This is a genomic window from Nocardia sp. NPDC055029, assembly GCF_053608525.1.
Genome location: NZ_JBSGVQ010000015.1, coordinates 13,225 through 39,244, shown reverse-complemented (window position 1 = coordinate 39,244; position 26,020 = coordinate 13,225). Strand labels below are relative to the sequence as shown.

Genomic DNA, 26,020 nt, shown 5'->3' with positions numbered 1-26,020 from the left:
ACAGCTACAGCATGCGCTGCCTGCCGTACACGGCGAATTCCGACTCCAGCGCCTGTTTGTCCGCTTCGCTCATGCGGCGGTAGTGCGGTACGCCCCGGCCTGCCCACCGGTGGACAGGTTCGTCGGTGCGCCAGGCCTGCTCCTGGAGTTCGCGCTTGAGCACCTTGTTCGACCCGGTCACCGGGAGGTCGGCCGAGACGCGCAGGAATCGGGGTGTGCCTTTGCTGCCGAGGTCGTCCTGGGTGCGGAGGAATTCGGTGAACTCGGAGACATCGAAGCAGGCCGGATCGGCGACTTCGACGGCGGCCATGACCTGATCGCCCGAGCGTGGATCGGGCACCCCGAACACGGCGGCGGCGATGACCGCGGGGTGACGGCGCAGGACCTGTTCGATCATGAGTGCCGAGGTGTTCTCGCCGTCGACCCGGATCCAGTCGCCCTTGCGGCCGGCGAAGTACAGGTATCCGTCGGTGTCGAGGTAGCCCAGATCCCCGGTCCAGTACCAGCCGTTGCGAATGCGGTCGGCGTCGGCGACCTCGTTCTTGTAGTAGCCCTCGAAGGCGAGTGCGCCCGCTTTGTCGATCATTTCCCCGATGGCCTCGTCGGGATTGCGGACCCGGCCGTGCTCGTCGAGTTCGGCCCGCGCGCACTCCTGCAGGGTGTCCGGATTCACCACCGCCACACCGGGATGCGCCGGCCTGCCGAGGGCGGCGGGCGGTGCGGCGGGATCCAAGGCCGCCAGACTCGGGCCCTCGCTGGAGCCGTACCCCTCGAACAGTTCCGCGCCGAAGCGGTGGCGGAACTCGTCCTGATCGGCCACCGACGCCTCGGTGCCGAACCCCCGCACCAGCGTATTGTCCGAATCCGTCGCGGCTTCGGGCGTGGCCAGCAGGTATCCCAGTGCTTTGCCGACGTAGGTGAAGTAGGTCGCGCCGAAGTGCCGCACATCCGGAAGGAACTGCGACGCAGAGAATTTCGGGGTCAGGCAGATCGTCGCGCCGACCGACAGGGCAGGCGCCCACAGCGCCATGATGGCATTGCCGTGGAACAGCGGCATACAGCAGTAGTCCACGTCGTCACGGACGTGCCCGAACTTCGCCGCCGCGGCGTGCGCGACCACGGCGAGGCGGCGCTGGGTGCACCGCACCGCCTTCGACGTGCCGGTGGTACCCGAGGTGAACAACAGCAGCAGCAATTGCTCCGGCCCGCCCGCCGCCGTGGGCGGCACGCGGTGGGCATCGATCCGGGTGGCGTAGCCGGGGTCGTCGACCAGCAGGAACCGATCTGCGGTGAGGCCGAGGTCCAGCTGCCGCAGACGAGCCATCCCCACGGCGTCGGTGACGATCAGCTGGCAGTCGACATACCGCACATCGGCGGCCAGCTGGGTGGTGCTCCTGGTCGGATTGAGACCCGCCACCGTCGCGCCCGCCAGCGCCGCCGCGCCGAGCCAGAACACGAAATCGGGCACGTTGTCCAGCAGCACGCCGATGTGGAACGGGCCGTCGCGGCGCAGGGCGCGGGCCAGTTCCGCGCGGGCGGCCGACTCGTGGACGACCGCGTCCCAGGTCCAGTCGGTGTCGCGGGTGCGCAGGCCGAGCCGCTGGTCACCGAGCCGGTCGAGCAGCATGCTCGCGATATCGGCCCGGTGCGCGCCCGGGATCGCGTCCGTTCGTTCCGTCATCGTCACGCGCCCGGGTGCACGAGTTCGACGTATTCGCGCGGCAATTCGTCGAAGGTCAGCTTGCGGATCTCCGCGGGGCCGGAGTGATACGAATCCTCACCTTCGATACGGCCCTCGGCATCGATCGGCCACAGCAGCAGCTGACGGAACACGACCAGGTAGTCGGCGGCCGGATCGTCGACGGGGATGCCGATCTGCGCGGCGTACGCACCCGGGTAGATCTGCTTGAGGAAGCCCTCGGTCACCACACAGTGGTCGTCGACGACCAGCCGGTCCAGCTGGTACTCGAGCACGTTGCTGCGGCTGGCGACGAAGTCGGAGTAGTAGGTGTGCACCACGTCGCGGCCCTTCGGGCCGACGTCATTGCCTTCGTTCCAGAAGTGGTAGGCCGGTTCGGGGACCAGGGTCCGCATGAGCCCGTCGAGATCGGGTGCGGCTTCGGCCTTCATGTGTTCGATGACGATGCCGAGCACCGTGCGGTGCCGTTCGTTCGTGGTGACGGCCAGGCGCTGTTCGAGCGGCGCCCAGGTGTTGTTCGGATCGATGACCGCCATGGTGGAGACTCCTTCTCGTACACCGGGTTTCCCGGTCGCACCTACCCGGTGCCCGTCGATCGTCGCCGACAGCAGTGATCCAGATCACCCGACATCCGTCGGTGGATGGTTCCGAACCGCCCGACGCGCGTCGGGTCCGGTCGGCGGGTCCGGGGACAATTCAGCCGACGACAGGGCGATCCGGCGCATCGTCAGCGCCAAGGTGGCCATGAACCGGTCCAGCGCCTCGCCGACATGCCAGCCCATCACCGTCTCGACCTGGGCGATCCGTGCCGCGACAGTGCTGTGGTGCAGGTGCAGTTCGTCCGCGGTGCGCCGCAGCGATCCGAACACGCAGAATGCCTCCAGTGTGTCGACGGCCTGGCCGCCGGCCTCCGTCGCGGCGAAGTCGTTGAGCCGCACCACATCCGGCGCGCCGAGGATCCGGGAAACCGGCAGTTCCCCGAGCAGGGCGAGAGACCCGAGCCGTTCGAAGGCGATCACCCGGCGTCCGTGCCAGGTCGACGACGCGAATCGCAGCGCGCGCCGCGCCTGCTCCCAGGAGGTGGCGGCCGCCAGCGCGGGCAGCCGTTCGCCCATTCCGACCCAGGGACCGTCGGCGCCTCGTCGTGATGCCGGAAATGCCTGCACGACAGCCATATTCAACACATCCGACACCTCCCGGCAGGCGCCGGCGTCCTGTATCAGCACCGCGGTGGTCGTGCCGAGGATCGTCGAGCGGACCACCGGGACATGCTCGGCGATGATGCGCACCGCGTCCGCCGTGCCCGGTCCGGATACCGCCAGCAGGCACATCGGCCGCCCGGGATCGACGCCGAGCAGGCGCATCGCGCGGACCCGATCCGCGCGCCGCTGTTCCTCCGACAGCACCACTTCGAGCAGGGCCGGGTCGGCCAGCCCGGTCGGCCCGGCCGCACCCCGGCGCGATATCACCAGCAGACAGTGCCGCAACCGGCCGACCAGCACGCCGTCCAGGGGGTGCGGGGCGCCGGACCGCTCCAGCCACACCGCGGGCTCCGTGCCGAATGCTCCCGGCGGTGGTGCGGCGGTGGGAAGCAGTCGGCCCGCCGCGTCATACCGAATGGTGGTGCCCGACGGCCAGCGCGCGCCCGCCGGGCATTCGGCCAGGACCGCGGCCGCGCGGACCACCGTATCGGCATTGGCGTCGGATTCGGCGAAGCGATCGAAGTACTCGACGATCCGCATCAGGTCAGCGGTCGGCTCGGGCTCATCCATTCGGCACCTCCACTGTGGTGGACTGTCGATCAGAGTGACACCGAGCATGCCCGGTCGCCGCGGGATTTCACCCGGATCATCCCGCTGGATGGCACAGCAGGTCAAAACCGCCACCGGGTCGCGGTGGCGATCTGTGCGGGAGTGGCGTCGGCGAAGAGTGCGATCTCGCCGCGGCGGACGCTGCTGATCGTGTCGGCCAGTTCCGCGCCGAACGCGCCACAGAGCACCGGGTCTCCTTCGAAGGCGGCGACCGCATCGTGCAGGGTTCTCGGCAGCGTGCTGATCCCTTCGGCGTCGCGGGTGTGTTGATCGAGGCCGGCGGGATCGACGGCGACCGGTTTCGGCAGCGCGAGGTCGGTGGCCAGGCCCGCCCGGCCTGCGATCAGCAGGCCGGCGAGCGCCAGATAAGGATTGGCCGCCGGATCGAAGCACTTGACCTCGAAGTTGGCGGCGTCCGCACGTTCGCCATCGGCCCCGGTGATGAAACGCAGTGCGGCCTCACGGTTCTCCAGCCCCCAGCACGCGTAGATCCCGGCCCAGTGACTGGGGCGCAGTCGCAGGTAACTGGCCATCGACGGGCAGCCGATCGCGAGAAGCCCGGGCAGGTGTTTCAGGATGCCTGCGGCGAAGCGGTGGCCCGGGTCGGTGAGACCGAACGGCCCAGAGCCACCTGCCATCATGTTGCGCCCGTCGGCCCACAGGCTGAGGTGGATGTGGCCGCCGTTGCCCACTCCGTCGACGTCGACCATCGGTGCGAAGCATGCGCGTAGGCCATGTGCGGCGCCGGCCGCACGAATGGTCTCGCGGACCACGATCGCGGTGTCGGCGGTGGCCAGCGGATCAGCGGCGGCAATGGACAATTCGAACTGGCTGACCGCGTATTCCGGATGGATCTGCTCGACGGCGATGCCGCTGTCTCGCAGCGCGGTGAGGAGATCGCGCAGGTAGCCGCCGAGCTCGACGAGCTTGGCGGCACCGTAGGCGGGCGCGGTGGAAGCCGGGTGGAACGCGTCGGGGTCGGCGGGGTCGGTCCGCGAGACGACCCATTCGAATTCGATCGCGGCGCGCACCACGAAGCCGTCGGCGGCGAGTTCGTCGACGATGCGGCGCAGCAGCAACCGGGGGTCGCGTGGGTGCGGTGCGCCGTCCTGGCTATACCGGTCGGCAGGGGCGATCGCCCAGCCGGGGAGAGCGGCGAGCGGTGCGATGCGTGCCAGGTCGGGGTGGAGCCGCAGGTCGCCGGTGGGCCCGCCGGCGAAATGCCCGGACAGAATCGAGTCGTCGAGCAGGAACGCGTCGAATACGGGGGAGGCTCCCACGCCCCACGCCGCGGCGTGGGGTAGCCGTTCGAGCGGGACGGCTTTGGTCCGGGTGATGCCGCTGGTGTCCACCCAGGTCAGGGCAACCGCGACGATTCCACGGTCGTGCAGCGCCGCGGCGACGCTACTGGCGTGGTGGGAGCGGTGACGACGTTCCTGCTCGGTCAGAAGGTCCACGTCGAGGAGCCCGGCTAGGAGAACCGTCCCTTCTGCGCGTGTTCCATCAAGCGCAGGAACTGTTCGGTGCGCATGTGGATGAGCGTCTCGTGGTCCCCGGCCTCGAAATAGATGTCGGGTTGAGTGCTCAGGCTTTCGTCCATCAGTGTTGTCATGCCGTAAGCGGTGCACACGGGAGGGATCGCGCCGACTTCGCAGTCCTTGAAGACTTCGCGCATGTCCGACTCGTGAGCGAACGACAGTCGTCGCCCGGTCTGGTCCCACAGTTTCGGCAGCCGCAGGTGATGAGTGGATGGCAGCACGGCGCCGACGTAGCCCTGGTCGTCTTCGAGGAGGACCGTCTTGGCGAGCCGGTCGCCGGGGATGGACGCTGTTTCGGCGGTCTCGGTACTGCTATGGCTGTGCGGATGCCGCACAGTCTCATACTCCACACCCGCATCCAGTAGGCACGTGTGCACGGTGGGTGACATGGCCATGGCGGAACCTCCATCAGCTGGTTGGCACCACCGCCGAGCTCGGCGGCCTTGAATTCAGCATAGGCCCATTACCTCCCTACGGAGCCCACGGAATTCGGCGGCCGGCGCGTCGAGCGCTAGACCACCCGGCTGAGCGCGCGCAGGTCGGCGTCCAGCTTGCGGAACAACCAGTACACGGCGACGAAGGCGAGCCCGGCGGCCGCGCACAGCCCCAGCACCGAGTCGCGCACGAGCCACAGCTCCTCTGGTTCGAGAAAGCTGAATCCGGCCAGCACCCCGACCACCGGCACCGACGCCGTCACCGCGAGGTAGACCGTGGTTCGCCGGCGCAGCCAGCGCAGGTCGGCGGCGTCGCGCTCCGTCGTGCGTCCGTGGCGCAGGTAGCGGGGATAGACGCAGCGGACGAGGTAGAACGTGGAAAGGAAGAAGGTGTAGGCGACCGAGATGGTGCCCGCCACCAGAACAGTCATCGCCGCGTGGATCTGCAGCCGCACCGGGAGGTCGGTGAACCAGCGCAGCAGCAGCACGGCCGTCACGGTGGCGATCAGCGCGGACAGCAGGGTGTTGAGCGCACACAGGTCGCCCCACACCAGTGTCCGCGACCGCACTCGCGCGAGCCGTGCCTCGCCGTAGCGTCTGTCTTTGCGCAAGCCGCGAAGAACCTCGAGCTGATCGCGCGAGATGTAGATGTAGATGACGATGGCCAACAGCAAGCCACCGAGAATGCACACCAGGATGCCCTTGTCGATCTGCGCGTTCGTGGCGTCGGGCAGGCGCTGTCTGATCAGTTCCTGGGCGTGCACAGCCAAGTACACCGTCGCCAGGCCGACACCGACCATCGACGACAACCAGAGGACAGGGGTTGGCCACCGCGACAGTCGCGTTCGCCAACTGTCCGGCGGCGGATACACGAGGTCGCGGGCCCTTTTCTCGAGGCACAGATCGAACTGCTGGGCCAATTCCGAGCCGGACGAATACCGGTCATCGCGATCGGGCGACAGGCATTTCAACAGCACGCGGCGCAGCGCCATGGGGCAATCCGGCGGAAGCTCCGACAGGAATGTCGACTCGACCGGTCTGCGCCGCAATTCGAGCATGCGGGCCAGCGACGTCTCGGACTCACCCGCCGACGACTCGTCCGGGAAGGGCCGCCGCCCCGTGAGCAATTCCCACAGCATGACGGCCAGCGCGAAGATGTCGCTGCGGGTGTCGAGGTCGAGGGCGGTCGCGGGCAGCTCGGGATGGCAGGCTTCGAGCTGTTCGGGCGACATGTACGCCAGTGATCCGCCGAAGTAGGCCAGCGGACTGGTGCCCTTGATCCGTTTGCTGAAGCTGACGTTGAAGTCGGCCAGCTTCGGCACGCCCTCGGCGCTGAGCAGCACATTCGCTGGCTTGATATCGCGATGCAACACCCCGCGTTCGGACGCGTGCTGCAGCGCGTCCGCGAGCCGGCGGCCCAGCCAGGCGACGGTCTCCGGCCAGGTCAGTGCCGCGGTCCTGGTCCGGATCGCCGATTCGGTCGGCCTGACCTCACCCTTCTCGGCGAGTACCTCGTCGACGGCGTCGAGCAGCAGTTGCCCGTCGTGGCGTTCGGGCGGCGTCGAGCGCCGCAGCCGCAGCACGTCGAGCAGTGTCCCGCCCGGTAGGTACTGCATGTAGAGCAGCTTCAGCTGGCCGTCGGCGATGAGCCGCTGGTCGAAGATGCGCACGATGTACTCGTGGTCCAGCTGGGCGAGGGTCTGCGGCTCGATGCCGTGGTTGTGGGAGATCTTGACCGCGACGAGTCGCTGCATCGATTGCTGCCGGGCGAGATAGACCTGGGCGAAGGCACCGGAGCCGATCCTCATCAGGAGGTCGAAGTCGTCGACGCGATCGCCGACATCGATGGTGTCGAGCAGAGCCTGCGCGCCGGGACGAGCGATGATCGTGCTCTGGTAGTCGTCGCTCGTCGGCTCGGGGCCGGTCGCCGCCGCGGTCGCCGCACCGGCGGTGGGAGCCGCATCGGTTGCCCACGATCCGCGGCGCACGGCATGGAATTCCTCGTAGACGAGCTCGGCGGGCAGGGGGCCATCGCGCAGCTCGGGGAATTCGGCGCGGTATTCGAGCAGTCGTTTGGGAAAGTGATACCGAAGCCAGCGGTATTCGAGGTCGATCTTGATCAGTTCGATCAGGATCGTGCGCCGCGCCGCCGGTTCCCCGGGGAGGAAGACCGCGAGATCGGGTGGTGAACCGGTTGCCCAAGCCTGCGAGAGCAGCGCCACGGCACTGGCGAGCGCGGTGCGGGTTCGTTCGGCTGAATCGACCAGGTCGATCGGCTGCTCGGACATCGGTCGCTCGAGATCAGCCTCGGGCGATCACGCGGCGGCTACACGCGATGCGGACTGGTTGCCCCACGTCAGCTCCTTCCATCAAGACTCCCTTGCTCAAGGGTATCGCTCGGCGGCGCCACGAGATCGGCCATCGGCGTCAGCGGATTGAGCATGACCCCGACCTTGCGCAGGCTGCTGTCCACGATCGCCCAGATCGCCCCCTGCAGGTAGGACGACAGCTCGGCCGCGTCCATCGGCTGCATCGAGCGGCTCAGCCACCGGTTCACGCTGCCGTCGACGAACCCGACCAGGCCGAAGGCCATCGGCTCGGCGATCGTCACCGGGGCCGACTGGGCGCGCAACGCGTTCTCGAACACCTCGCGCACGGTGCCTGCGATCGCGATCTTGGTGCCGGAGACGATCGGTGAATTGTGCCGCTGCTTGCCCTCGGACCCGGCGCCGAGGAAGTAGTGCAGCCGGGGATTGGCGGCGATCCACCCCACATAGGTGTCGACCGACCGCGCGATGGCCTCGGCCACGGTGCCTTCGGGATTCAGGGTGGGCGCGAGCACCGCCATCAGGTCGTCGACGATGCGGGCACGCAACTGTTCGTCGAGGTCCTGGCGATCCTTGAACAACCGGTACAGCACCGACCTCGGTATCTCCGCGAGATCGGCGATCTCCTGCACGCCCACCGAGGCGCCCTGCGCCTGCACAGCCTCGAGCGCAGCGGCGAGAATCCGGTCCCGGCGCTCGGCGCGATGCCGGTCCCATCGGCTGGCCCTGCCATCGGCGCGCTGTGCGGTCACATTCCTCCCATCGGGCGCCGGATCGGCGCGATCCGGCGGGGACAGTATCCCAGCCGGGTCCGGCGCCCTGCCGACGCGGACTCGGGACAGATCACGATCCATCGGCGATCCTGTTCGGGTCGGGTACCGACACCGACGGAGAGGACCTGATCGACATGACCACCGCGTGGGCTGTGATCGCCGCGGCGACGTTCTGCTGGCTGGGCATGGTGCTGGCCATCTCGTTCCTGGAGGCGCCACTGAAGTTCCGGGCGCCCGGAGTGACCGTGCCGATCGGGCTCGGCATCGGCCGGTTGGTCTTCCGCGCGCTCAACATCGCCGAACTCGTCCTCGCCGCAACGATTCTCGTCGCGATCCTTGTCGACTCCCCCGGCACCGCCGCCACGCGGGCGCTCACCGTGGCCATGGTGGCCTTCGCTGTCCAGGTCGTCGCGGTGCGCCCGCGATTGTCCCGCCGCAGCGATGCCGTGCTCGCGGGCATCGACGCGCCACGGTCGCACAGTCATCACGCCTACATCGCGCTCGAGGTGGGGAAGGTCGTCGCCCTGCTGGTCGGCGGGATTCTGGTCTTCGCCCACAGCGTGCCCTGAATCAACCGCCGGTGTGCAGGTGGTCGCGGGTGCGTGCCGCGACCACCTGTCTGTCGCCGCGCCCCGACGCCTTCGGCGGGCGGCCGTGAGCACCCTCAGGCGGTCACCGACGCGTCGCGGGGCAGCCCCAGCATGCGTTCACCGATGACATTGAGCTGCACCTCGGTCGTGCCACCGTAGATGGTGGTGGCGCGCCCGGCGATCAGCTGTTCCATCGCGTGATCACTGCGCTCCCCCGGCACCGAGACGACGCCGGCGATGCCGAGTTCGGCGACGACGAACTCCGAAATCGCCTGTCCCAGTGCCATACCCAGCAGCTTGCCGACACTGGAGGTGGTCGAGACATCGATGCCGGACAGCTGCTTGAGCACCACCCGGGAACCGATCACGTCCACCGCCCGGCTCTCGGCCATGAGCTCGCCGACGTGGTAGCGCGCCACCGGTGACAGGTCCCGCCCGACCGCGAACCGCAGCAGGTCGGCGTCGGTGGCGTAGGCCTCCATCTTCTGGCTCAGCGCCACCCGTTCACCGGCCAGCGTCGTGCGCGCCACGTGCCAGCCGTCGTCGACCGCGCCGACCACGTTCTCGTCGGGGATGAACACGTCGTCGAGGAACACCTCGTTGAACAGCGCCGATCCGGTCATCTCCCGCAGCGGCCGCACCGTGATGCCGGGGCTGGACATGTCGAGCACGAAGTAGGTGACGCCCTCGTGCTTGGGCTTGTCCGGGCTGGTGCGCGCGATCAGCATCGCCCATTCCGCGAACTGCGCGACCGTGGTCCAGATTTTCTGCCCGGTGACCCGCCAGCCACCGTCGACCTTGGTCGCCTTGGTGGTCAGGCTCGCCAGGTCCGAGCCCGCGCCCGGTTCGCTGAACAGCTGGCACCACACGACCTCGCCGCGCAGCGTCGGCACGACCAGCTCCCGCTTCTGCCGTTCGTCGCCGTGCGGGACGATCGCGCCGACCGCCCAGGTCCCCATCAGCAGCTGCGGCATCGGGATACCGGAGGCCTTGATCTCCTGCGAGATCACCACCTGCTCGAGCGGCGAGGCCGAGCGACCGTACGGACGGGGCAGATGTGGCAGGTTCCAGCCGCCGTCGCCGAGGGCGACGAGCTGGTCGTCCTCGTCGTCGATCGTCGCGATCTCGGCGAGTTCGGCCCGGATACCGGCCCGGATCCGCTCGGCCTCGGCGGGCAACTCCAGTTCACTGGACAGCGTCAGCCCCGACAGCGCGTAGCCGGCGACCGCCTCGGCGCGTTCGTCGCGCACACCCAGCTGACCGCGCAGCGCGAGTGCGCGGCGGTAGTACAGGTGCGCGTCGTGTTCCCAGGTGAAGCCGATGCCGCCGTGGACCTGGATGCAATCCTGGGCGACCTGCACCGCGGCGTCGGGAATGATCAGCGCGGCGACCGCGGCCGCGTAGTCGGCGGTCTCGTCGTCACGATCGAGGGCATAGGCCGCGTCCCACAGCACGGCTCGTGCCTTCTCCAGCGCGATGCCCATGTGCGCGCACTTGTGCTTGACGCCCTGGAACTGCCCGATCGGCCTGCCGAACTGCACGCGGGTCTTGGCGTATTCGGCCGCGGTCGAGACACACCACGACATCACGCCGACCGCCTCGGCGCCCAGCACGACCGCCGCGACCGAGCGCACCCGCGCCGAGGTGACCGTGAGCACCCGTGCCGCCGACACCTCGACCGAATCCGCGTGCAGCCGAGCCGCTGCGCGCAGCACGTCGACATTGTCCTGCGCGGCGACGGTCAGATCGGCGTTCTCGAACGCGACCCACCGCTGCTCGCCGACGACGGTGACCGGCGCGATGATCACATCCGCCGACACCGCACCGACCACGCCGTCGGCGGTGCCGTCCACGACCAGCGCGCCGTCACGCAGCACGCCGGTCAGGCTCGACGACAGCGCGACCGCACCGGTGCGCGACCCGTCCGCCAGACCGGGCAGTTGTGCCCGCGCCCATGCCCCACCGTCCTGGGCGAGCACCGCGCTCGCCAGTGCCGTCGGCACGAACGGACCGGTGTGCAGGCCACGACCGAGCGGCTCGAGCGCGACGGCCAGGGTCAGCAGACCCGCACCCTGCCCGCCCAGGTCCTCGGCGACGTGCAGGCTCAGCAGATCCTGCGCCACCAGCGCGTCCCAGTAGGGCAGCTGTTTGCCCGGCTCGCCGGCTTCGACTGCCGCGCGGACGATCTCGGCGGTGATGGTGCGTTCGACGAACCCGTGCACCGCGTCGGCGAGGGCCAGGTGGTCCTCGCTGACGCCGACGCCGAGCTCATAGCTGGTGCGTGCCATGGCTAGCTGGTCTCCTTCAGCTGGGCGGCGACCTCGTCGATGGTCCACGGGCCGTCGGTCTCGACCGTGCGCACGTCGTGCCAGCCGGCCAGTTCGACGATCGCGCCGCCCTGCACGGCGAACACCTTGCCGGTGAGCGGGCAGTCGGCCTCGGCCAGGTGCGCGACCAGCGGCGAGATGTTGGCCGGGGCGAACGCGTCGAACTCGCCCTCGGGCACCTCGGCGGCGAACAGCGCGCCCATGCCGGGGGTGGCCAGGGTCAGGCGGGTGCGCGCGATCGGGGCGATCGCGTTGACCCGCACGCCGTAGCGCTCGAGCTCGTCGGCGGCGACGAGGGTCAGTGCGGCGATGCCCGCCTTGGCGGCGCCGTAGTTGCCCTGTCCCGCGTTGGGCATGAAGGTGCCCGAGGCCGAGGCGGTGTTGATCACCGCCGCGTTGACGGGCACACCCGCCTTGGTCTGTGCCTTCCAGTACGCCGCGGCGTGGTGCAGGGTCGCGGCGTGGCCTTTGAGGTGCACGGCGATGACGGCATCCCACTGGGATTCCTCCATGCCCGCGATGAACGCGTCGCGCAGGATGCCCGCGTTGTTCACCAGCACATCGAGCGTGCCGTACTCGTTGATCGCCTGGTCGACAAGGGCTTTCGCGCCATCCCAGGTGGCGATGTTATCGGTGTTGGCGACCGCCTGGCCACCGGCGGCGACGATCTCGTCGACCACTTGCTGCGCGGGTCCGGCATCGCTGCCGGAGCCGTCGTTGGCGCCGCCGAGATCGTTGACCACGACCTTCGCGCCTTCGCGGGCGAACAGCAGCGCGTGTTCGCGGCCGATACCGCGCCCGGCGCCGGTGACGACTGCGACGCGACCGTCAAGCTTTCCCATGAGTTCAGTTCTCCTCGTTGATTTCGACGCGGCCGTCGGTGATCGCGATCTGACCCGCGGCCTCGGTCTCGAAGGCGTAGGCGGCGACGCCCGGTGCGGCGGCGGTGCGCCACAGGGTCGTGGTGATGTCCTGGCCCGGCAGCACCGGCTTGGCGAAACGCACGGCGAGGCGGCGCAGGCGAGCGGTGTCACCGCCGGCGAGTTCGGTCAGCGCGGCCCACGACGTGAACGCCATGGTGCACAGCCCGTGGTTGATGATGCCGGGAAGGCCTGCCATCCTGGCGATTTCGTCGTCGAGGTGGATCGGCATCGGATCGCCGGAGGCGGGCGAGTAGCGGAAGGTCTGGTCGCTGTCGATGTGCGCGGTGACCTGCGCGACCGGTTCGCTCGCCCGGTCGGCGTCGGTGATCCGGTGCTCGGGCGCCTGCTCCCCGACGCCTGGACCGGCGTCGACCTTGCGGAAGAACGCCGTCATCCACTGCTCGTTGACGAGTTCGCCTGCGGCGTCCCGGGTTTCGGCGTAGACGACCACGGTCGAACCGTTCGGCTTGCCCAGGTAGCCGATCGGCTTGGCGCGCACCACCAGTTCGTCGCCTGCCCGGATCGGCCGGTGGAACAGGAAGTCCTGCTCACCGTGCACGAGCTTCATCAGCAGTTCCACCGGCGCGACCGACAGGGCGGCCGGTGCCATCGAGGTGAACACCGGGACGACCGCGAACACCGGCGGAGCGATCTCGCCGCTGCGGTGAGCGTCGATCGGATCATTGGTCGCCGCGGCGTATTCCGCGATCCGTTCCGCGGTGACCGAGAACCGCTCCTCGTCGGTCCACTCCCCCAGGCCGGAGCCGTCGAAGACGACCCCGGCCGATTCCGAAGTGGTCATGCGGCCGATCCGACGAGCTCGGTGAACTTGGCCATCGAGGCCTTCAGGTCGGCTTCGGCGTGCTTGGCGACGGCCTTGCCGATCGGGCCGACGATCATGGTGCCCTTGAAGCTCGCGTCGAACGCGGCACTGGAGCCGGACTCGGTCGGCTCTACTTTGAGCGCGAATTCCACAGTGACACCTGCCATTCCGGTGCCGGTGATGCGCAGGTACTTGTTCGGGTCGACCTCGGCCACGGTCCACTCGATCTTGTTGGCCATGTTCATCACCGACACCACCTCGATGAAGCGCGAGCCCGCGGTCAGCTCGGTGGGGAGCTCGCTGCGCCAGCCCTGGTGGATGGTCAGCCAGTCCTCCCAGTTCGCGAGGTCGCTCAGGCGGGCCCACGCCTGCTCGGGGGTGACGGGAAGATCGGTGGAAACGGACACAGATGCCATGGGGTTACTCCTCGGGTTTCGTGGGGGAAGTCAGCGGTTGGCCGGGCGGTAGGCGGTCACCACGACCGCGCCACCCAGACCGATGTTGTGCTGCAGAGCGATTCGCGCGTTGTCGACCTGGCGGGCGTCGGCATCGCCGCGCAGCTGCCAGGTGAGTTCGCTGCACTGGGCCAGGCCGGTGGCGCCGAGGGGGTGCCCCTTGGAGATCAGGCCCCCGGACGGGTTGACGACCCATTTGCCGCCGTAGGTGGTGGCGTTGTCGTCGACGAGCCGACCGCCCTCCCCGGGTGCGCACAGGCCGAGCGCCTCGTAGGTCAGCAGTTCGTTGGTGGAGAAGCAGTCGTGCAGCTCGATGACGTCGACGTCCTCGGGTGCGATGCCCGCCTGCTCGTAGACCTTCAGCGCCGCGGTGCGCGACATGTCGGCGCCGACGAGGTTGATCGCGCTCTGGGTCGAGAAGGTGGACTCGAGGTCGGTGACCATCGCCTGCCCGACCATCTCGACCGCGCGATCGGCCAGGTTGTGCCGATCGACGAAGTCCTCACCGGCGAGGATGACCGCACCGGAGCCGTCGGAGGTCGGTGAGCACTGCAGCTTGGTGAGCGGGCCGTAGATCTGCTTGGCGGCGAGCACTTCCTCGAGGCTGTATTCCTTCTGGAACTGCGCGTACGGGTTGTTCACCGAGTGCCTGTGGTTCTTCACGCCGATCTTGGCGAACTGCTCGGCGGTGGTGCCGTAGCGCTCCATGTGCTCTGTGCCCGCGGCGCCGAACATGTACGGCGCGGGCGGCATCGCGAATTCCTGCAGTTCGGCCAGCGCGAGCAGGTGGCGCATCATCGGCTGCTCACGGTCGTCGAATGTCGAACCGAGCGAACCCTTCTGCATCTTCTCGAAACCCAGCGCCAGCGTGCATTCGGCCAGGCCGCCGCGGATCGCCTGCGCCGCGAGGTAGAGCGCGGTCGATCCGGTGGAGCAGTTGTTGTTGACGTTCACCACCGGAATGCCGGTCAGCCCGAGCTCGTAGACCGCGCGCTGACCCGAGGTGGACTCGCCGTACACATAGCCGACGTAGGCCTGTTCGACGCGGTCGTAGTCGATGCCCGCGTCCGCGAGCGCCTTGGTGCCCGCCTCCCTGGCCATGTCGGGGTAGTCCCATTCCAGTTCGCCCGGCTTCTCGAACTTCGTCATCCCGACGCCGACGACGAACACCTTCTGTGTCATGTACGCACTCCTGTGTGCCGCGCGTCCCGTTTATGTGGGACACGGTGTCCCTGCAATTTAGGTTGGACACCGAGTCCAGGTCAATACCCCGGCAAAGACCGATTTCGGACAGGCGGACGCGAGCGCGGCCACATTCGGCGCGCTGACCAGCACAGATTTAGTGAGGCATACGTCCCAGATACATGGACAGAAGGGAGCAAGCTCCCGAAAGAATCGGCTAGTCGACCAGCGAGTCGCCAGGCATTCGCTCAACGGCACGCAGCCGCTCGGCGAACCCGGTCAGAATCTCGTGCGACTCGACGGACAGGCCATCGATCAGCGCTATAAAGCGATCGAATCGTGGATCGGAGAACGGCCTGCGCTGGTCCACGACGGAACGAGCCCCGGCCAGGCCACTCGACACCATCCGACTCTCCCTAGACCCAGCAGCCGACCCATACGCGACCGCCTGCTGCCCAGCGATCTCGCCGAAGGAAAAGTAACATAGCTGAACATTTGCGCAACCGCGGGAGCCACGACGTGCATCGGGCCCGCGAGTAATTCGCGATAGCTTCGATACCGTGCGGCCGACCGCACCCGGCGAGGGCCCTCGCCAGGACCGTGAAGCAATACAGGACGGCGGGGGTAGCGCGATCATGATCACCGTGCCGGAAGTGTTCGCCCGCAAGAGATTGACCGCCGCGGGCGACCATGGTCGCACATGGCTCGAGGCATTGCCCGGCATGGTCGACGACCTGCTGCGACGGTGGTCCTGCACACCCGACGGCCCGGTCATGCACGGCGAAGTCGGCATCGTGGTGCCGGTGCGGCCGCATCACCTGCCACCCGCGGTCATCAAGGTCTCGTTCCCCCATCCCGGCAACCGCCACGAACCCGACGCCTTCATGGCATGGAACGGCCGCGGCGCCGTGCGCATTTACGCACGCGACGACGCCCGCTACGCGATGCTGCTCGAACGCGCCGACAACACCCTGGCCACCGTGACCGACCCGGAACGAGCCGTCGCGATCCAGGGCGGCCTCACGCGCAGGCTGGCCGTGGAAGCCCCCGCCGGACTCCCCCGGCTCGCCGATCACATGGACGACTGGGAGCACGAGATCCGCACCACGGCAGCCGAATTCGGCCAACCGTTGCCGCGCCGAGTCCTCGACGCGGCGCTCGACACCCTCCGCGAGCTCGGCCGCGACCAGCCGAACACCCTCGTCCATGGCGACCTCCACGACGCCAATGTCCTGTCGTCCGATCGAGAACCGTGGCTCGCGATCGACCCCAAGTGCTACATCGGCGACCCCGCATCTGACGCACTGAATGTCATCCGCAGCCCCCGATTCGACGACCTGCTCCGCTCGGCGAACCCGAAAACGACGATCCTGCGGCTCCTCGACATCTATTGCGAGGCGGCGCAGATCGATCCGATCCGCGCCCGCCGCTGGACTCAGGCGGGCGCGGTCAAGGAAGCGCTGTGGGGCCGAGCCAACGGTGATCCGGCCTGGCTGGTGTCCGCGACCGACCGGCTCGCCGCAGCCTTGATCTGAGCGGCGGCCGTGCAGCGCGTGCTTCGGCCGCTCTCGATGCCCGCCTCGGCTCCCTAGCGGGCGCCACTGAATCAGTGGCCGCGGGCTACCGCGCGGGCCGCTGCGCGGGCGGCGACCAGGACCGGATCCCAGACCGGCGAGAACGGGGGTGCGTAGCCGAGGTCGAGCGAGATCACCTGCTCCACTGTCATTCTCGCGGTGAGGGCGACCGCGGCGGTGTCGATGCGTTTGGCGGCGCCGTCGCGGCCGACGATCTGTACGCCGAGTAGCCGACCGGTGCGGCGTTCGGCGAGCATCTTCACCGTCATGGGCTCGGCGCCGGGGAAATAGCCTGCCCGGCCGGTGGATTCGATGGTGACGGAGTGGAACTGCAGTCCGGCGCGCCGGGCGTCCTTCTCCCCCAGGCCGGTGCGGGCCACCTCGAGATCACACACTTTGCTGATCGCGGTGCCGACCACGCCGGGGAAGGTGGCGTATCCGCCGCCGACGCCCGATCCGATGACTTGGCCGTGCTTGTTGGCGTGGGTACCGAGCGCAACGTGGCGCAGCGTGCCGGACACCAGGTCCAGCACCTCCACGCAGTCACCGCCCGCCCAGATGTCGTCGTATCCACGCACCCGCTGGGCGAGATCGGTGAGCAGACCGCCTTCCTCACCCAGTGGCAGCCCGGCGCGGCGCGCGAGGTCGGTGGCCGGGCGCACACCGATTCCCAGGATCACCACGTCCGCCGGATACTCGCCGTCAGCGGTCGTCACCGCCTGGACACGTCCGTCCGAACCGGTCCGCATGCCGGTGACTTCGACGTCCGTCACGACCCGAATTCCCATTCCCACCATGGCTTCCCGGACGAGCGCGCCCATATCGGGATCGAGCGTGGACATGGGTTCGGCGCCCCGGGTGACCATGGTGACCCGGAATCCGCGGCGCACCAGCGCCTCGGCCATCTCCACACCGATGTACCCGGCGCCCACGACGACCGCGTCCCGCCCGGTCGCCGCCGCGAGCCCGTCGATGACGGCCTGCCCGTCGTCGAGGGTTTGCACGCCGTATACGCCCTCGGCATCGATACCCGGCAGCGGCGGACGGACCGGCGTCGCACCGGTAGCCAGGACGAGCTTGTCGTAGCTCGTCCACGATTGCGCGCCGGTGCCGCGCTCGCGCGAGAGCACCTGCCGCTTCGCCGGATCGATCTCGATCACCTCGGTCCGCAGGCGCAGATCGATGTCGCGAGCGCGGTGCTCGGCGGGCGAGCGCGCGATCAGGTCGTCGGCGTCGCCGACGTCCCCGCTCACCCAGTACGGAATCCCGCACGCCGAATACGAGGCGTGGTTGCCCTTCTCGAACACCACGATCTCGAGCTCGTCGGCGCCGCGCAGCCTGCGCGCCTGAGACGCCGCGGCCATCCCCGTCGCATCCCCACCGATGACCACCATGCGTTCGCCCATGTCGTCCACCGTACGAGAGCATCGTGCGGCTCCGGATGCCAGGAGGTTCTCGCCGGAACGTACGGGTGAGCTAGCGGGGAGCGTACGCCGCGAGGAACGTATCCACCGCCGCGTCGGCGATGGCCTTCAGTTCGGCGTTCGACGTTGCGCGGGTACCCAGGCGGCTCCGCGCTTCCAGCGGACCGGTGAGCAGGGCGAGGAACTGCTCGGCGGCGATCGCCGGCTCGCGGGTGTGCAGGTCGCCGGCCAGCGTGAGCCGGGCCATGCGGTCGGCCAGTGTCTCGGCGAGCATGCGGGAGGTTCGGTCCTGGACGATGTCGGCCAGGTCCGGGAAGGTTCCCACCTGGGCGAAGGTGAGAGTGCGCAAGGCGCGAGCACGGGCGCTGTTACAGACCTTCAGCATGCGGAACGCGGAATCGCGTAGTGCAGCTTCAGGATTGAGATCGGTGTCGCGCAAGCCCGCGATGGCGTCCAGGCATTCGGCGCCGACCGTGTCCGCTGCCGCTTCCACCGCGTGACGTAGCAGCGTCTCCTTGTCGTTGAGGTGGTTGTAGACGGTGTGTTTGGCGACACCGGCCGCATCGGCGATCTCCTGCACGCAAGCCTGCGCGTAGCCGCGGTGCGCGAACACTGTCAACGCCGAATCGAGAATGGCGCGCCGCTTGTCGATCCGACCTCGCCCGGTCGCTGCTGCCGTCATGGGCCGATGTTATTCGCTCGTCTACGTGTTCATACCTCCGGGCTCACCCTTGCCAACGCACTACGATGACTACTAAATTGCACCAGTCAGTGCAATTTAGTAGTCATCAGGAGGTAGAGATGATCGTTCACCAGCTACGGTTCACGTTCCGCGAGGACGCCACCGAGGAGCACAGGGAGACCGTGCTGGCACTCATGCGGCGCACGGCGTCGGTGGAATCGGTGTCCTTCTCGATGGTCGGCCGGCATCTGGGTGATCCGGCCGAAGGCCTGACGCACGCGTACTGCGTCGGTCTCGCGGACCTCGACGCGGTGGAGCGGTACATGCACGACCCGGTTCACCTCGCGGGCGACCCGCAGATCATCCCCCACCTCGACACGCTCGTCATCGGACCGGACGCGTCCGACGACCCGGACCCCGAACTGGCCGCGAAACTGCAGGCACTGCACGAGCACAAGCTCACCGTGTACCCCGAGTGGGCGCGACTGATGGAAACGATTCCGCAGGTCAGGATCGCCTAGTCGATCGCCGTTCAGCACCGGGAGGCCGCGGAACCCGCACGTACGTGGCGCCGCCACATCGGCGGCCGTTCCGCGCCCCGCCTCCCCACGGTGACGGCGGTCAGGGAGGCGTGATCCCCTGGGAGATCGCGGCCAGTGTTTCGACGACCGGCTGGTCCGGGTCGACGACGACACCCTTCCCACGAAGGAAACCGTCGAGCAGTTGGCAGACCGAATCGGTACTGCGCTCGATGAATTCCTCGGTCGTGGCGGGTTCCGGTTTGCCCGGCACATCGAGCCAGAGATCGGTGACCGCGACGAGGAAACCGACGATGCCGCGGGCGAGGTGGTCCACACCGTCGGTGTCGAGGCCGACCGCGGCGAACAGTGTTCTCGTCCGCTCGGCGAGATCACCCGACAGGCGCCTGCCCACGTCGAGGGGGCGCGCCGAGCTGTCACCGGTCGGCACGCTCTGGGTGATCGCGACGTACCGGAATACGTTCGGGTACGTCAGCACGACCTCGGTGGCCGCGGTCAGGAACTGGTGAACGGTGGCACGGCGGGTCTGCATCATCAACGACAGATCCGGCGCCACCGAGCGGTAGATCTGGTCGACCAGCCAGTCGGCGACGGCCCGATCCAGATCGGACTTGTCCGCGAACATGCGGTACAGCCGTGGTTTCGCGACGCCGACCTCGGCCGCGATCGCGCCCATCGTCACCTGCGCGCCGTCGCGCCCGATGGCGCGGATCGCACCCCGGACGACGTCGTCGCGCGAGAGGATCCGCGCGGCCGAACGCCCCGATGTCATCGACATTTCCCTGTTCTTCCGCGTCGCCGTAGCCGTCTCGGCAGCATACCGGCAGTTCCGGCGCCGGATCCCCGGACTGCGGACGCGTCGACCCTTGACAGGGGCGGCGGCGTACCGGGAAACTCGACAACCGGTACCGGCGGTACTATAGAACGAACCCGGAGTACAACGTGCAGTGGCGCACGCGTCCAGAAGGAATTCCCATGGCGGTTCACCTCGACAATCAGCCCAGCGTCCGGCCTGTGCCGAGGCAACAACACCGGGTCGGCAACGGTGAGATCGAGCTCGCTGTCTTCGAGTACGGACAGCCCGATGGAGTACCCGTGGTACTGGTGCACGGCTGGCCCGATACCCACCATCTGTGGGACGGCGTGATCGCGCTGCTGTCGGACAAGTACCGGGTCCTGGCCTACGACACCCGCGGGTACGGCGAGTCCAGCGCTCCGCGCGCGGTGTCCGCGTACCGCCTCGATCGCCTGGCCACCGACTTCTTCGCCGTCGTCGACCAGCTCAGCCCGGAGCAGCCGGTGCACGTCGTCGCGCACGACTGGGGATCGGTCCAGGTCTGGGAGGCGATCTGCGAGCAGGGCGCCGAGGAATTCGTCGCGTCCTTCACCTCGATCTCGGGCCCCAACCTCGATCACCTCGGCAAGTTCCTGCGGGCGCCGCTGCGCAGGCCGACCCCGCGCGCGATCTGGAACACCCTCGCCCAGAGCCTGTCCTCGGCCTACACCGGGTTCTTCATGCTGCCGGTGCTGCCCGGCCTGTTCTTCCGGGTGGCCGGTTCGGCCCGGATGTGGCGGCTGTTCCTGCGCCTGGTCGAAGGTATCCGGCCCGACCAGGTCACCGTCGCCGACACCCTGCGCCGCGACATGATCTCCGGCCTGCGCTTCTACCAGGCCAACATCCTTCCCCGCATGCTCGGCCCGCGGGACCGGCGCACCGCGGTGCCCGTGCAGTTGATCGTCAACACCCGCGACATCGCCGTGCGCCCAGCCGGCTACGACGACTACGGACAGTGGGCAGACGATCTGATCCGCCACGACCTGCCGCGCGGCCACTGGCTGCCCTTCTCCGACCCGGGCGCGATCGCCGGATACGCAGAGAAGTTCATCGCAGCACACCCGACCGCCGGCGGAAAGTAGTTCCCTCATGACCGATTTCGATCTCGTCATCACCGGCGGCACCTGGTTCGACGGCACCGGCGCGCCTGCCGCCCGGCGTCATCTCGGCATCATCGACGGTGTCGTGCACCGTGTTTCGGCCGAACCACTGCCCGTCGGACCGGACACCGAAGTGATCGACGCCGACGGCAAGTGGGTCGTGCCCGGCTTCGTCGACGTGCACACCCACTACGACGCCGAAGTGCTGATCAAGCCGGAACTGTCGGAGTCGTTGCGCCACGGTGTCACCACCGTCGTCATCGGAAACTGCTCGCTGTCGACGGTCCTGGCGTCCAACACCGATTGCGCCGACATCTTCAGCCGGGTCGAAGCCGTGCCTCGCGACGCGGTGTACGAGACGCTCGACCGCACCCGCACCTGGTCGAGTCCGGTCGAATACACGAAAGCGATCGACGAGCTGCCGCTGGGCCCGAATATCGCGGCGTTCCTCGGTCATTCGGATCTGCGCACCCATGTGCTCGGCCTCGGACGCGCGGTCACCCGTGACACCAAGCCGACCGCCGCCGAGATCGAGCGGATGCAGGAGCTGCTCGGCGAGGCGATCGACGCGGGCTTCCTCGGCCTGTCGTCGATGTCGAACCCGCTCGACAAGATCGACGGCGAGGAGTACCGCTCGCGCTCGCTGCCCTCGACCTACGCGCGCGGCAAGGAGGTGCGGGCGCTGAACCGGGTACTGCGCCGCCACCGCCGCGTCCTGCAGAGCGCGCCGACGGTGAGCCTGCGCCCGAACATCGCCAAGTTCTTCCTGGCCAGCGCCGGGGTCGGCCGCCGCCCGCTGCGCACCTCGCTGCTCTCGGCCGCCGATTCCAAGGCCTACCCGCCGCTGGTGTGGTTCATGCTGACGGTGGCGCCCCTGCTGAACCGCTTCGCGCGCACCGACTTCCGCTGGCAGCACCTGCCGGTGCCGTTCACGGTGTACGCCGACGGCATCGATCTGGTCGTCTTCGAAGAGTTCGGCGCCGGTGCGGCCGCACTGCATCTGAAGGATCAGGTCGAGCGCAACGAACTGCTGCGCGACGAGTCCTACCGGCGCTGGTTCCGCAAGCAGTACGACAACAAGTTCACCCCGCGCATCTGGCACCGTGACTTCTTCGACGCCGAGATCGTGGCCTGCCCCGACGCGGCGGTGGTCGGCAGGACGATCGGTCAGGTCGGCACGGACCGGAGTCTGCATCCGGTCGACGCCTACCTCGATCTGGTCGTCGAGCATGGTGCCGCGCTGCGCTGGCGCACCACCATCGCCAACGACCGGCCCGACTACCTGAACAAGCTCGCCGCCAGCAGCGGCGTGCAGATGGGCTTCGGCGACGCGGGCGCGCACCTGCGCAACATGTCCTTCTACAACTACCCACTGCGCCTGCTGGAACGTGTCCTGCGCGCCCAGGAGGCGGGCAAGCCCTTCCTGAGCGTCGAACGCGCCGTCCACCGTCTCACCGGTGAGCTCGCCGACTGGTTCCAGATCGACGCCGGCCATCTGCGCGAAGGCGACCGCGCCGACCTGCTCGTCCTCGATCCGGCCGGGCTCGACGCCAGGGTGCACGAACTGCACGAGGCGCCGCTGCCGGAGTTCGGGCTCGACCGGATGGTCAACCGCAACGACGACGCCGTCGTCGCCACCGTCGTCGGCGGCAAGCGGGTGTTCGAGCGCGGCGCGTTCGCCGACGGACTCGGCACCGCATGGGGCACCGGCAGTTTCCTGCGCGCCGGTGCCGCCGCTGTCACCACACCGGCCGGAGGGTCCCGATGAAGGTACGTCGCCGCCACCGGTCCCAGCCCACCCACGTCGCGCTGCACGCGCGCAATGTGCAGTTCGACTGGACCGACACCGCGCTGCGGTGGATGCCGGACGAGCCGGTGGCCTCCCATGTCGTCAATTCGCTGAATCTGCTGCTCCCCGAAGGGGAACGGATGTTCTGCGCGGCCTACAGCGAGGCACTGCCGTACGTCGAAGACGCGAAGCTGCGCGAGGACATGCTCGGCTTCATCGGCCAGGAGGCGATGCACGCCGAGACCCACCAGAAGGTGCTGGCCGGTGTGCTGGCCGCGCACGGCATCGACACCGCGCCGTATGTGCGGCAGATGGAATTCGTCTTCCGCAACACCCTCGGGCCCCGCGACGGCAGCACCGCGGCCGCCGAGGCGCGAATGGTGGAGCGGCTGACCTTCATCGCCAGCCTCGAGCACTTCTTCGCCTGGCTCGGAGACTGGATCCTCAACGCCGACTTGGAGAAACACCACGCCGACCCGCGCATGCTCGACCTGTTCCGCTGGCACGGCGCCGAAGAGGTCGAACACCGCAATGTCGCCCACGACGTGGCGATCTACTTCGGCGCGGGCTATCTGCGACGCGCGGTGATGATGATGATCGTCATCCCGATCCTGCTCGTCCTGGTCCTGCGCGGCACCCGCTACCTGATCAACCAGGACCCGGGCATGCCGAACATCGGCTACCCGATGCTGCTGTGGCGGATCCTGGGCGCGATGCGGCGCGGGGCGCTGCCGCGACTGCGCGCGCTCGCGATCAGCGCGCTGTCGACGTTCAACCCGCGCTATTCGCCGAACACGGTCGGGTCGACCGAGCAGGCGATCGCCTACCTCGCCAAATCTCCCGCGGCCAGGGCGGCGAACCAGTGACCCGCCCCGTGCCCACCGTGCTGCCGCCGGACCTGTACGGCAAGCACGTCCATGATCCGACCACCCGGGTCCTCGACCGGATCGCCACCGCGAAGGTGAGTCTGTCGACGCTGATCAACCGGGGCAGGCTCGAATCCGGTGTGGACGACAACCGATTTCCGGTCGTCGTCACCGATCGGGTGCTGGTCGCGGCCGACGCCGATGTGGTGAGTCTGCGCCTCGAGTCGCCGTCGGGGCGCAGCCTGCCGCGCTGGCAGCCCGGCGCGCACATCGACCTGGAACTGCCATCGGGCCGGATCCGCCAGTACTCGCTGTGCGGCGACCCCGCCGACCGCGGCGCCTACCGGATCGCGGTGCGCCGTATCCCCGACGGTGGCGGCGGGTCGATCGAGGTGCACGACGAGCTGGCGGTCGGCACGGAACTGATGGTGCGCGGCCCGCGCAACGCCTTCCTGTTCGCCCCACCCGGCCGCGGATCCACCGCGCGCCGACTGCATTTCGTGGCGGGCGGCATCGGCATCACCCCGATCCTGACGATGGCCAGGGCCGCCGACCGGCTCGGCGTGCCGTGGACGATGGTCTACTGCGGCCGCACCCTCGACACCATCCCGTTCCTCGACGAGATCGCCGAGTTCGGTGACCGCGTCACGGTGCGCACCGACGCCGACCACGGCATCCCCACCGCCGCCGATCTGCTCGCCGGCGTCGACGGCGACACCGCGGTGTACTGCTGCGGACCGACCGTCATGACCGCCGCGCTCCTGAGCGCGATCCGGGACTTGGACGGCGTCGAATTCCATTCGGAGCGTTTCTCACCCGCCCCGGTCGTCGACGGTGACCCCTTCACCGTGCACCTCGCCGCCACCGGCGAGGTCCTCGAGGTCGGCGCCGACGAAACCCTGCTGACCGCCATCCTGCGAGCCCGCCCGAACCAGCCCTACTCCTGCCGCCAGGGCTTCTGCCGCACCTGCGTCGTCCGGGTCGTCGCCGGCTCCCCCGACCACCGCGACACCGTTCTCACCGACTCCGACCGTGCCGAGGGAAACACACTCGCGTGTGTATCCCGTTGCCACGGAGACACTCTCGTTCTCGATCTGTAAGGTCAGATGTCGATGCGGCGCGCGAATGTCGGACCCGGTTTCTACACTCCGGGGCGTGACGCTCACCCTCGCCGATCTCGTCGGCTACACCGATCGCGGTCTCGACACCGATCTCGCCCGCTGGTTCCCTGACGCCGACCCCGTCGTCATCCCCGCCGAAACCCGTTCGGTGGCCCCGTTTCTCGAGAAGCTGGCCCCTGCCGATGCCGCCGCACTGGCAGCCTTCGACCGCCGGGTCCGCTCCGGCACGCTCCCCCAGTTCCTCGACATCTTCGACTGGTCCTACGCGTTCGACTTCGCCGGCAACGACTGCGCCATTCTCGATGCCGACTACACCACCGAACTCACCGACGAGGACGTGTTCTCCCTCGGCGCCGACGGCGGCGGCAACCTCTACGTCGTGCTCACCAACGGCCAAGTCGCGGTGTGGTTCCACGAGGAGGAGGTGCTCGAGGGCGGGACCCGTTTCGACAACCTCGACGTTTTCCTCTGGTCGTTTGTGCGCTATCGAGCGGTACGGGCGGGCAAGCTCGCCCGCACCGACGTCGAGGCCGACTTCACCGCGCTCGGCCAGGACGGCGCGCTGGCCGAGAACCTCGGGCTGCTGAGCATGATGGCCTAGCCCTTCAGGTCCTGCCCCTGGGTGCTCAACCCGCGGCAAGCTCGCCGATCGCCGCGCGCAGCCGCGCGGTGGCATCGGCGACGACGGGATCGAGCGCGGGCTCACCGGTGATCCTCGCCATCAGCTCGGGGTTCATGGCCTCGACGATGACGGTGTCGGTGTCGCTCGCGGTGCGGTCGCGGCGAACGACCACGTTGCACGGCAGCAGCAGTCCGATCTGCCGGTCGATGTCGACAGCGCGATGAGCCAGGGCCGGATTGCAGGCGCCGAGAATGAGATAGTCCTCCATCTCCTCATCCAGTTTGGCTTTCATGGTCGCGCGCATATCGATTTCGGTGAGGATGCCGAATCCCTGGGCGGCCAACGCCGTTCGGGTGCGCTCGATCGCGTCGTCGAAGGTGGTGTGCAGGGTGGTCGACAGGGCCAGCTCCATAGCGGATTCCTTTCGGTCAGGACAGGCGCAGAAACAGTGGCCGGCTGGGTGACCACGTCCTTGCAATCACGGCCCGCCTCGAACATGGCGCGTTCGGACCGATGATGCCGGTTCCGCACATCGCCCACCTCACCCGTGTCAGGTGAACTTCATCGGACGGCGTCTGGTCGCTGG

The 26,020-nt window shown here is 68.5% G+C and carries 25 protein-coding genes; 8 read left to right on the top strand and 17 right to left on the bottom strand.

Features of this window, described 5'->3' with window-relative positions; all coding sequences use genetic code 11:
- Positions 1-4 precede the first annotated feature (4 nt).
- From ACWF9G_RS15695 to ACWF9G_RS15665, 7 genes are all read right to left on the bottom strand, one after another.
- The gene (locus tag ACWF9G_RS15695; protein ID WP_452515998.1) at positions 5-1,681 is read right to left on the bottom strand and encodes an AMP-binding protein; all 1,677 of its coding nucleotides are present in this window, start codon (positions 1,679-1,681) and stop codon (positions 5-7) included.
- A 2-nt stretch (positions 1,682-1,683) separates the two neighbouring features.
- The gene (locus ACWF9G_RS15690; RefSeq protein ID WP_379309086.1) at positions 1,684-2,235 is read right to left on the bottom strand and encodes a nuclear transport factor 2 family protein; all 552 of its coding nucleotides are present in this window, start codon (positions 2,233-2,235) and stop codon (positions 1,684-1,686) included.
- Between the two features lie 84 nt (positions 2,236-2,319).
- Positions 2,320-3,471 (bottom strand): PucR family transcriptional regulator, encoded by a 1,152-nt coding sequence (locus ACWF9G_RS15685; protein ID WP_452515996.1) that lies wholly within the window; start codon positions 3,469-3,471, stop codon positions 2,320-2,322.
- A gap of 101 nt (positions 3,472-3,572) precedes the next feature.
- Complete coding sequence (locus ACWF9G_RS15680) at positions 3,573-4,967, bottom strand: glutamine synthetase family protein (RefSeq protein WP_452515995.1); 1,395 nt, start codon at positions 4,965-4,967, stop codon at positions 3,573-3,575.
- Positions 4,968-4,981: 14 nt separating this feature from the next.
- Positions 4,982-5,443, bottom strand: a complete 462-nt coding sequence (locus tag ACWF9G_RS15675; protein WP_379309090.1) for an aminoacyl-tRNA deacylase — start codon at positions 5,441-5,443, stop codon at positions 4,982-4,984.
- Between the two features lie 116 nt (positions 5,444-5,559).
- Complete coding sequence (locus ACWF9G_RS15670) at positions 5,560-7,770, bottom strand: serine/threonine-protein kinase (RefSeq protein WP_452515993.1); 2,211 nt, start codon at positions 7,768-7,770, stop codon at positions 5,560-5,562.
- A 68-nt stretch (positions 7,771-7,838) separates the two neighbouring features.
- Positions 7,839-8,561, bottom strand: coding sequence for a TetR/AcrR family transcriptional regulator (locus ACWF9G_RS15665; protein ID WP_452515991.1), 723 nt, complete (start codon positions 8,559-8,561; stop codon positions 7,839-7,841).
- Positions 8,562-8,716: 155 nt separating this feature from the next.
- On the opposite strand from ACWF9G_RS15665, the gene ACWF9G_RS15660 reads away from it, so the two are divergent.
- Positions 8,717-9,151, top strand: a complete 435-nt coding sequence (locus tag ACWF9G_RS15660; RefSeq protein WP_452515990.1) for a hypothetical protein — start codon at positions 8,717-8,719, stop codon at positions 9,149-9,151.
- A 95-nt stretch (positions 9,152-9,246) separates the two neighbouring features.
- Here ACWF9G_RS15660 and ACWF9G_RS15655 read toward each other — a convergent pair whose 3' ends face one another.
- From ACWF9G_RS15655 to ACWF9G_RS15630, 6 genes are all read right to left on the bottom strand, one after another.
- Positions 9,247-11,460 carry an acyl-CoA dehydrogenase gene (locus ACWF9G_RS15655; protein WP_452515988.1) on the bottom strand — a complete coding sequence of 738 codons (2,214 nt, stop codon included), beginning with the start codon at positions 11,458-11,460 and terminating at the stop codon, positions 9,247-9,249.
- 2 nt (positions 11,461-11,462) lie between these two features.
- Entirely contained in the window at positions 11,463-12,341 is an 879-nt protein-coding gene (locus tag ACWF9G_RS15650; RefSeq protein ID WP_452515986.1) for an SDR family oxidoreductase, read from the bottom strand.
- Positions 12,342-12,345: 4 nt separating this feature from the next.
- Positions 12,346-13,224 carry a MaoC/PaaZ C-terminal domain-containing protein gene (locus tag ACWF9G_RS15645; RefSeq protein ID WP_452515984.1) on the bottom strand — a complete coding sequence of 293 codons (879 nt, stop codon included), beginning with the start codon at positions 13,222-13,224 and terminating at the stop codon, positions 12,346-12,348.
- Complete coding sequence (locus ACWF9G_RS15640) at positions 13,221-13,661, bottom strand: type II toxin-antitoxin system Rv0910 family toxin (RefSeq protein WP_452515982.1); 441 nt, start codon at positions 13,659-13,661, stop codon at positions 13,221-13,223. Before ACWF9G_RS15640 ends, ACWF9G_RS15645 begins: the two co-directional genes overlap by 4 nt.
- A gap of 30 nt (positions 13,662-13,691) precedes the next feature.
- The gene (locus ACWF9G_RS15635; RefSeq protein ID WP_452515980.1) at positions 13,692-14,882 is read right to left on the bottom strand and encodes a lipid-transfer protein; all 1,191 of its coding nucleotides are present in this window, start codon (positions 14,880-14,882) and stop codon (positions 13,692-13,694) included.
- Positions 14,883-15,099: 217 nt separating this feature from the next.
- The gene (locus ACWF9G_RS15630) at positions 15,100-15,288 is read right to left on the bottom strand and encodes a hypothetical protein (protein WP_452515979.1); all 189 of its coding nucleotides are present in this window, start codon (positions 15,286-15,288) and stop codon (positions 15,100-15,102) included.
- 229 nt (positions 15,289-15,517) lie between these two features.
- Here ACWF9G_RS15630 and ACWF9G_RS15625 point away from each other — a divergent pair, with 229 nt between their 5' ends.
- Positions 15,518-16,417: an aminoglycoside phosphotransferase family protein gene (locus tag ACWF9G_RS15625; RefSeq protein WP_452515977.1), complete on the top strand. Its 900-nt coding sequence runs from the start codon at positions 15,518-15,520 to the stop codon at positions 16,415-16,417.
- Between the two features lie 71 nt (positions 16,418-16,488).
- Here the strand turns inward: ACWF9G_RS15625 and ACWF9G_RS15620 are convergent, their stop codons facing one another.
- Both ACWF9G_RS15620 and ACWF9G_RS15615 read right to left on the bottom strand, forming a co-directional pair.
- A complete protein-coding gene (locus ACWF9G_RS15620) occupies positions 16,489-17,862 on the bottom strand; it encodes an FAD-dependent oxidoreductase (protein WP_452515975.1) in 1,374 nt (457 codons plus the stop codon).
- Positions 17,863-17,932: 70 nt separating this feature from the next.
- On the bottom strand, positions 17,933-18,562 hold the full coding sequence (locus ACWF9G_RS15615; protein ID WP_452515973.1) for a TetR/AcrR family transcriptional regulator C-terminal domain-containing protein: 630 nt from the start codon (positions 18,560-18,562) through the stop codon (positions 17,933-17,935).
- 119 nt (positions 18,563-18,681) lie between these two features.
- Between ACWF9G_RS15615 and ACWF9G_RS15610 the strand changes: the two genes are divergently transcribed.
- Positions 18,682-19,083: a Dabb family protein gene (locus ACWF9G_RS15610; RefSeq protein WP_452515971.1), complete on the top strand. Its 402-nt coding sequence runs from the start codon at positions 18,682-18,684 to the stop codon at positions 19,081-19,083.
- Positions 19,084-19,183: 100 nt separating this feature from the next.
- On the opposite strand, the gene ACWF9G_RS15605 is transcribed toward ACWF9G_RS15610, so the two are convergent.
- On the bottom strand, positions 19,184-19,873 hold the full coding sequence (locus ACWF9G_RS15605) for a TetR/AcrR family transcriptional regulator (RefSeq protein ID WP_452515970.1): 690 nt from the start codon (positions 19,871-19,873) through the stop codon (positions 19,184-19,186).
- Positions 19,874-20,076: 203 nt separating this feature from the next.
- On the opposite strand from ACWF9G_RS15605, the gene ACWF9G_RS15600 reads away from it, so the two are divergent.
- Genes ACWF9G_RS15600 through ACWF9G_RS15580 form a run of 5 tightly spaced genes read left to right on the top strand, consistent with a single transcriptional unit; the run spans position 20,077 to position 25,413 of the window.
- Positions 20,077-21,018, top strand: a complete 942-nt coding sequence (locus ACWF9G_RS15600) for an alpha/beta fold hydrolase (RefSeq protein WP_452515968.1) — start codon at positions 20,077-20,079, stop codon at positions 21,016-21,018.
- Positions 21,019-21,025: 7 nt separating this feature from the next.
- Complete coding sequence (locus tag ACWF9G_RS15595; protein ID WP_452515966.1) at positions 21,026-22,804, top strand: N-acyl-D-amino-acid deacylase family protein; 1,779 nt, start codon at positions 21,026-21,028, stop codon at positions 22,802-22,804.
- Entirely contained in the window at positions 22,801-23,691 is an 891-nt protein-coding gene (locus ACWF9G_RS15590; protein WP_452515965.1) for a metal-dependent hydrolase, read from the top strand. Before ACWF9G_RS15595 ends, ACWF9G_RS15590 begins: the two co-directional genes overlap by 4 nt.
- Entirely contained in the window at positions 23,688-24,791 is a 1,104-nt protein-coding gene (locus tag ACWF9G_RS15585; RefSeq protein ID WP_452515963.1) for a PDR/VanB family oxidoreductase, read from the top strand. The genes ACWF9G_RS15590 and ACWF9G_RS15585 overlap by 4 nt, the downstream gene beginning before the upstream one ends.
- Positions 24,792-24,846: 55 nt before the next feature.
- Positions 24,847-25,413: a hypothetical protein gene (locus ACWF9G_RS15580; RefSeq protein WP_452515962.1), complete on the top strand. Its 567-nt coding sequence runs from the start codon at positions 24,847-24,849 to the stop codon at positions 25,411-25,413.
- A gap of 25 nt (positions 25,414-25,438) precedes the next feature.
- Here the strand turns inward: ACWF9G_RS15580 and ACWF9G_RS15575 are convergent, their stop codons facing one another.
- Positions 25,439-25,846, bottom strand: a complete 408-nt coding sequence (locus tag ACWF9G_RS15575; RefSeq protein ID WP_452515961.1) for a DUF302 domain-containing protein — start codon at positions 25,844-25,846, stop codon at positions 25,439-25,441.
- Positions 25,847-26,020 lie beyond the last annotated feature (174 nt).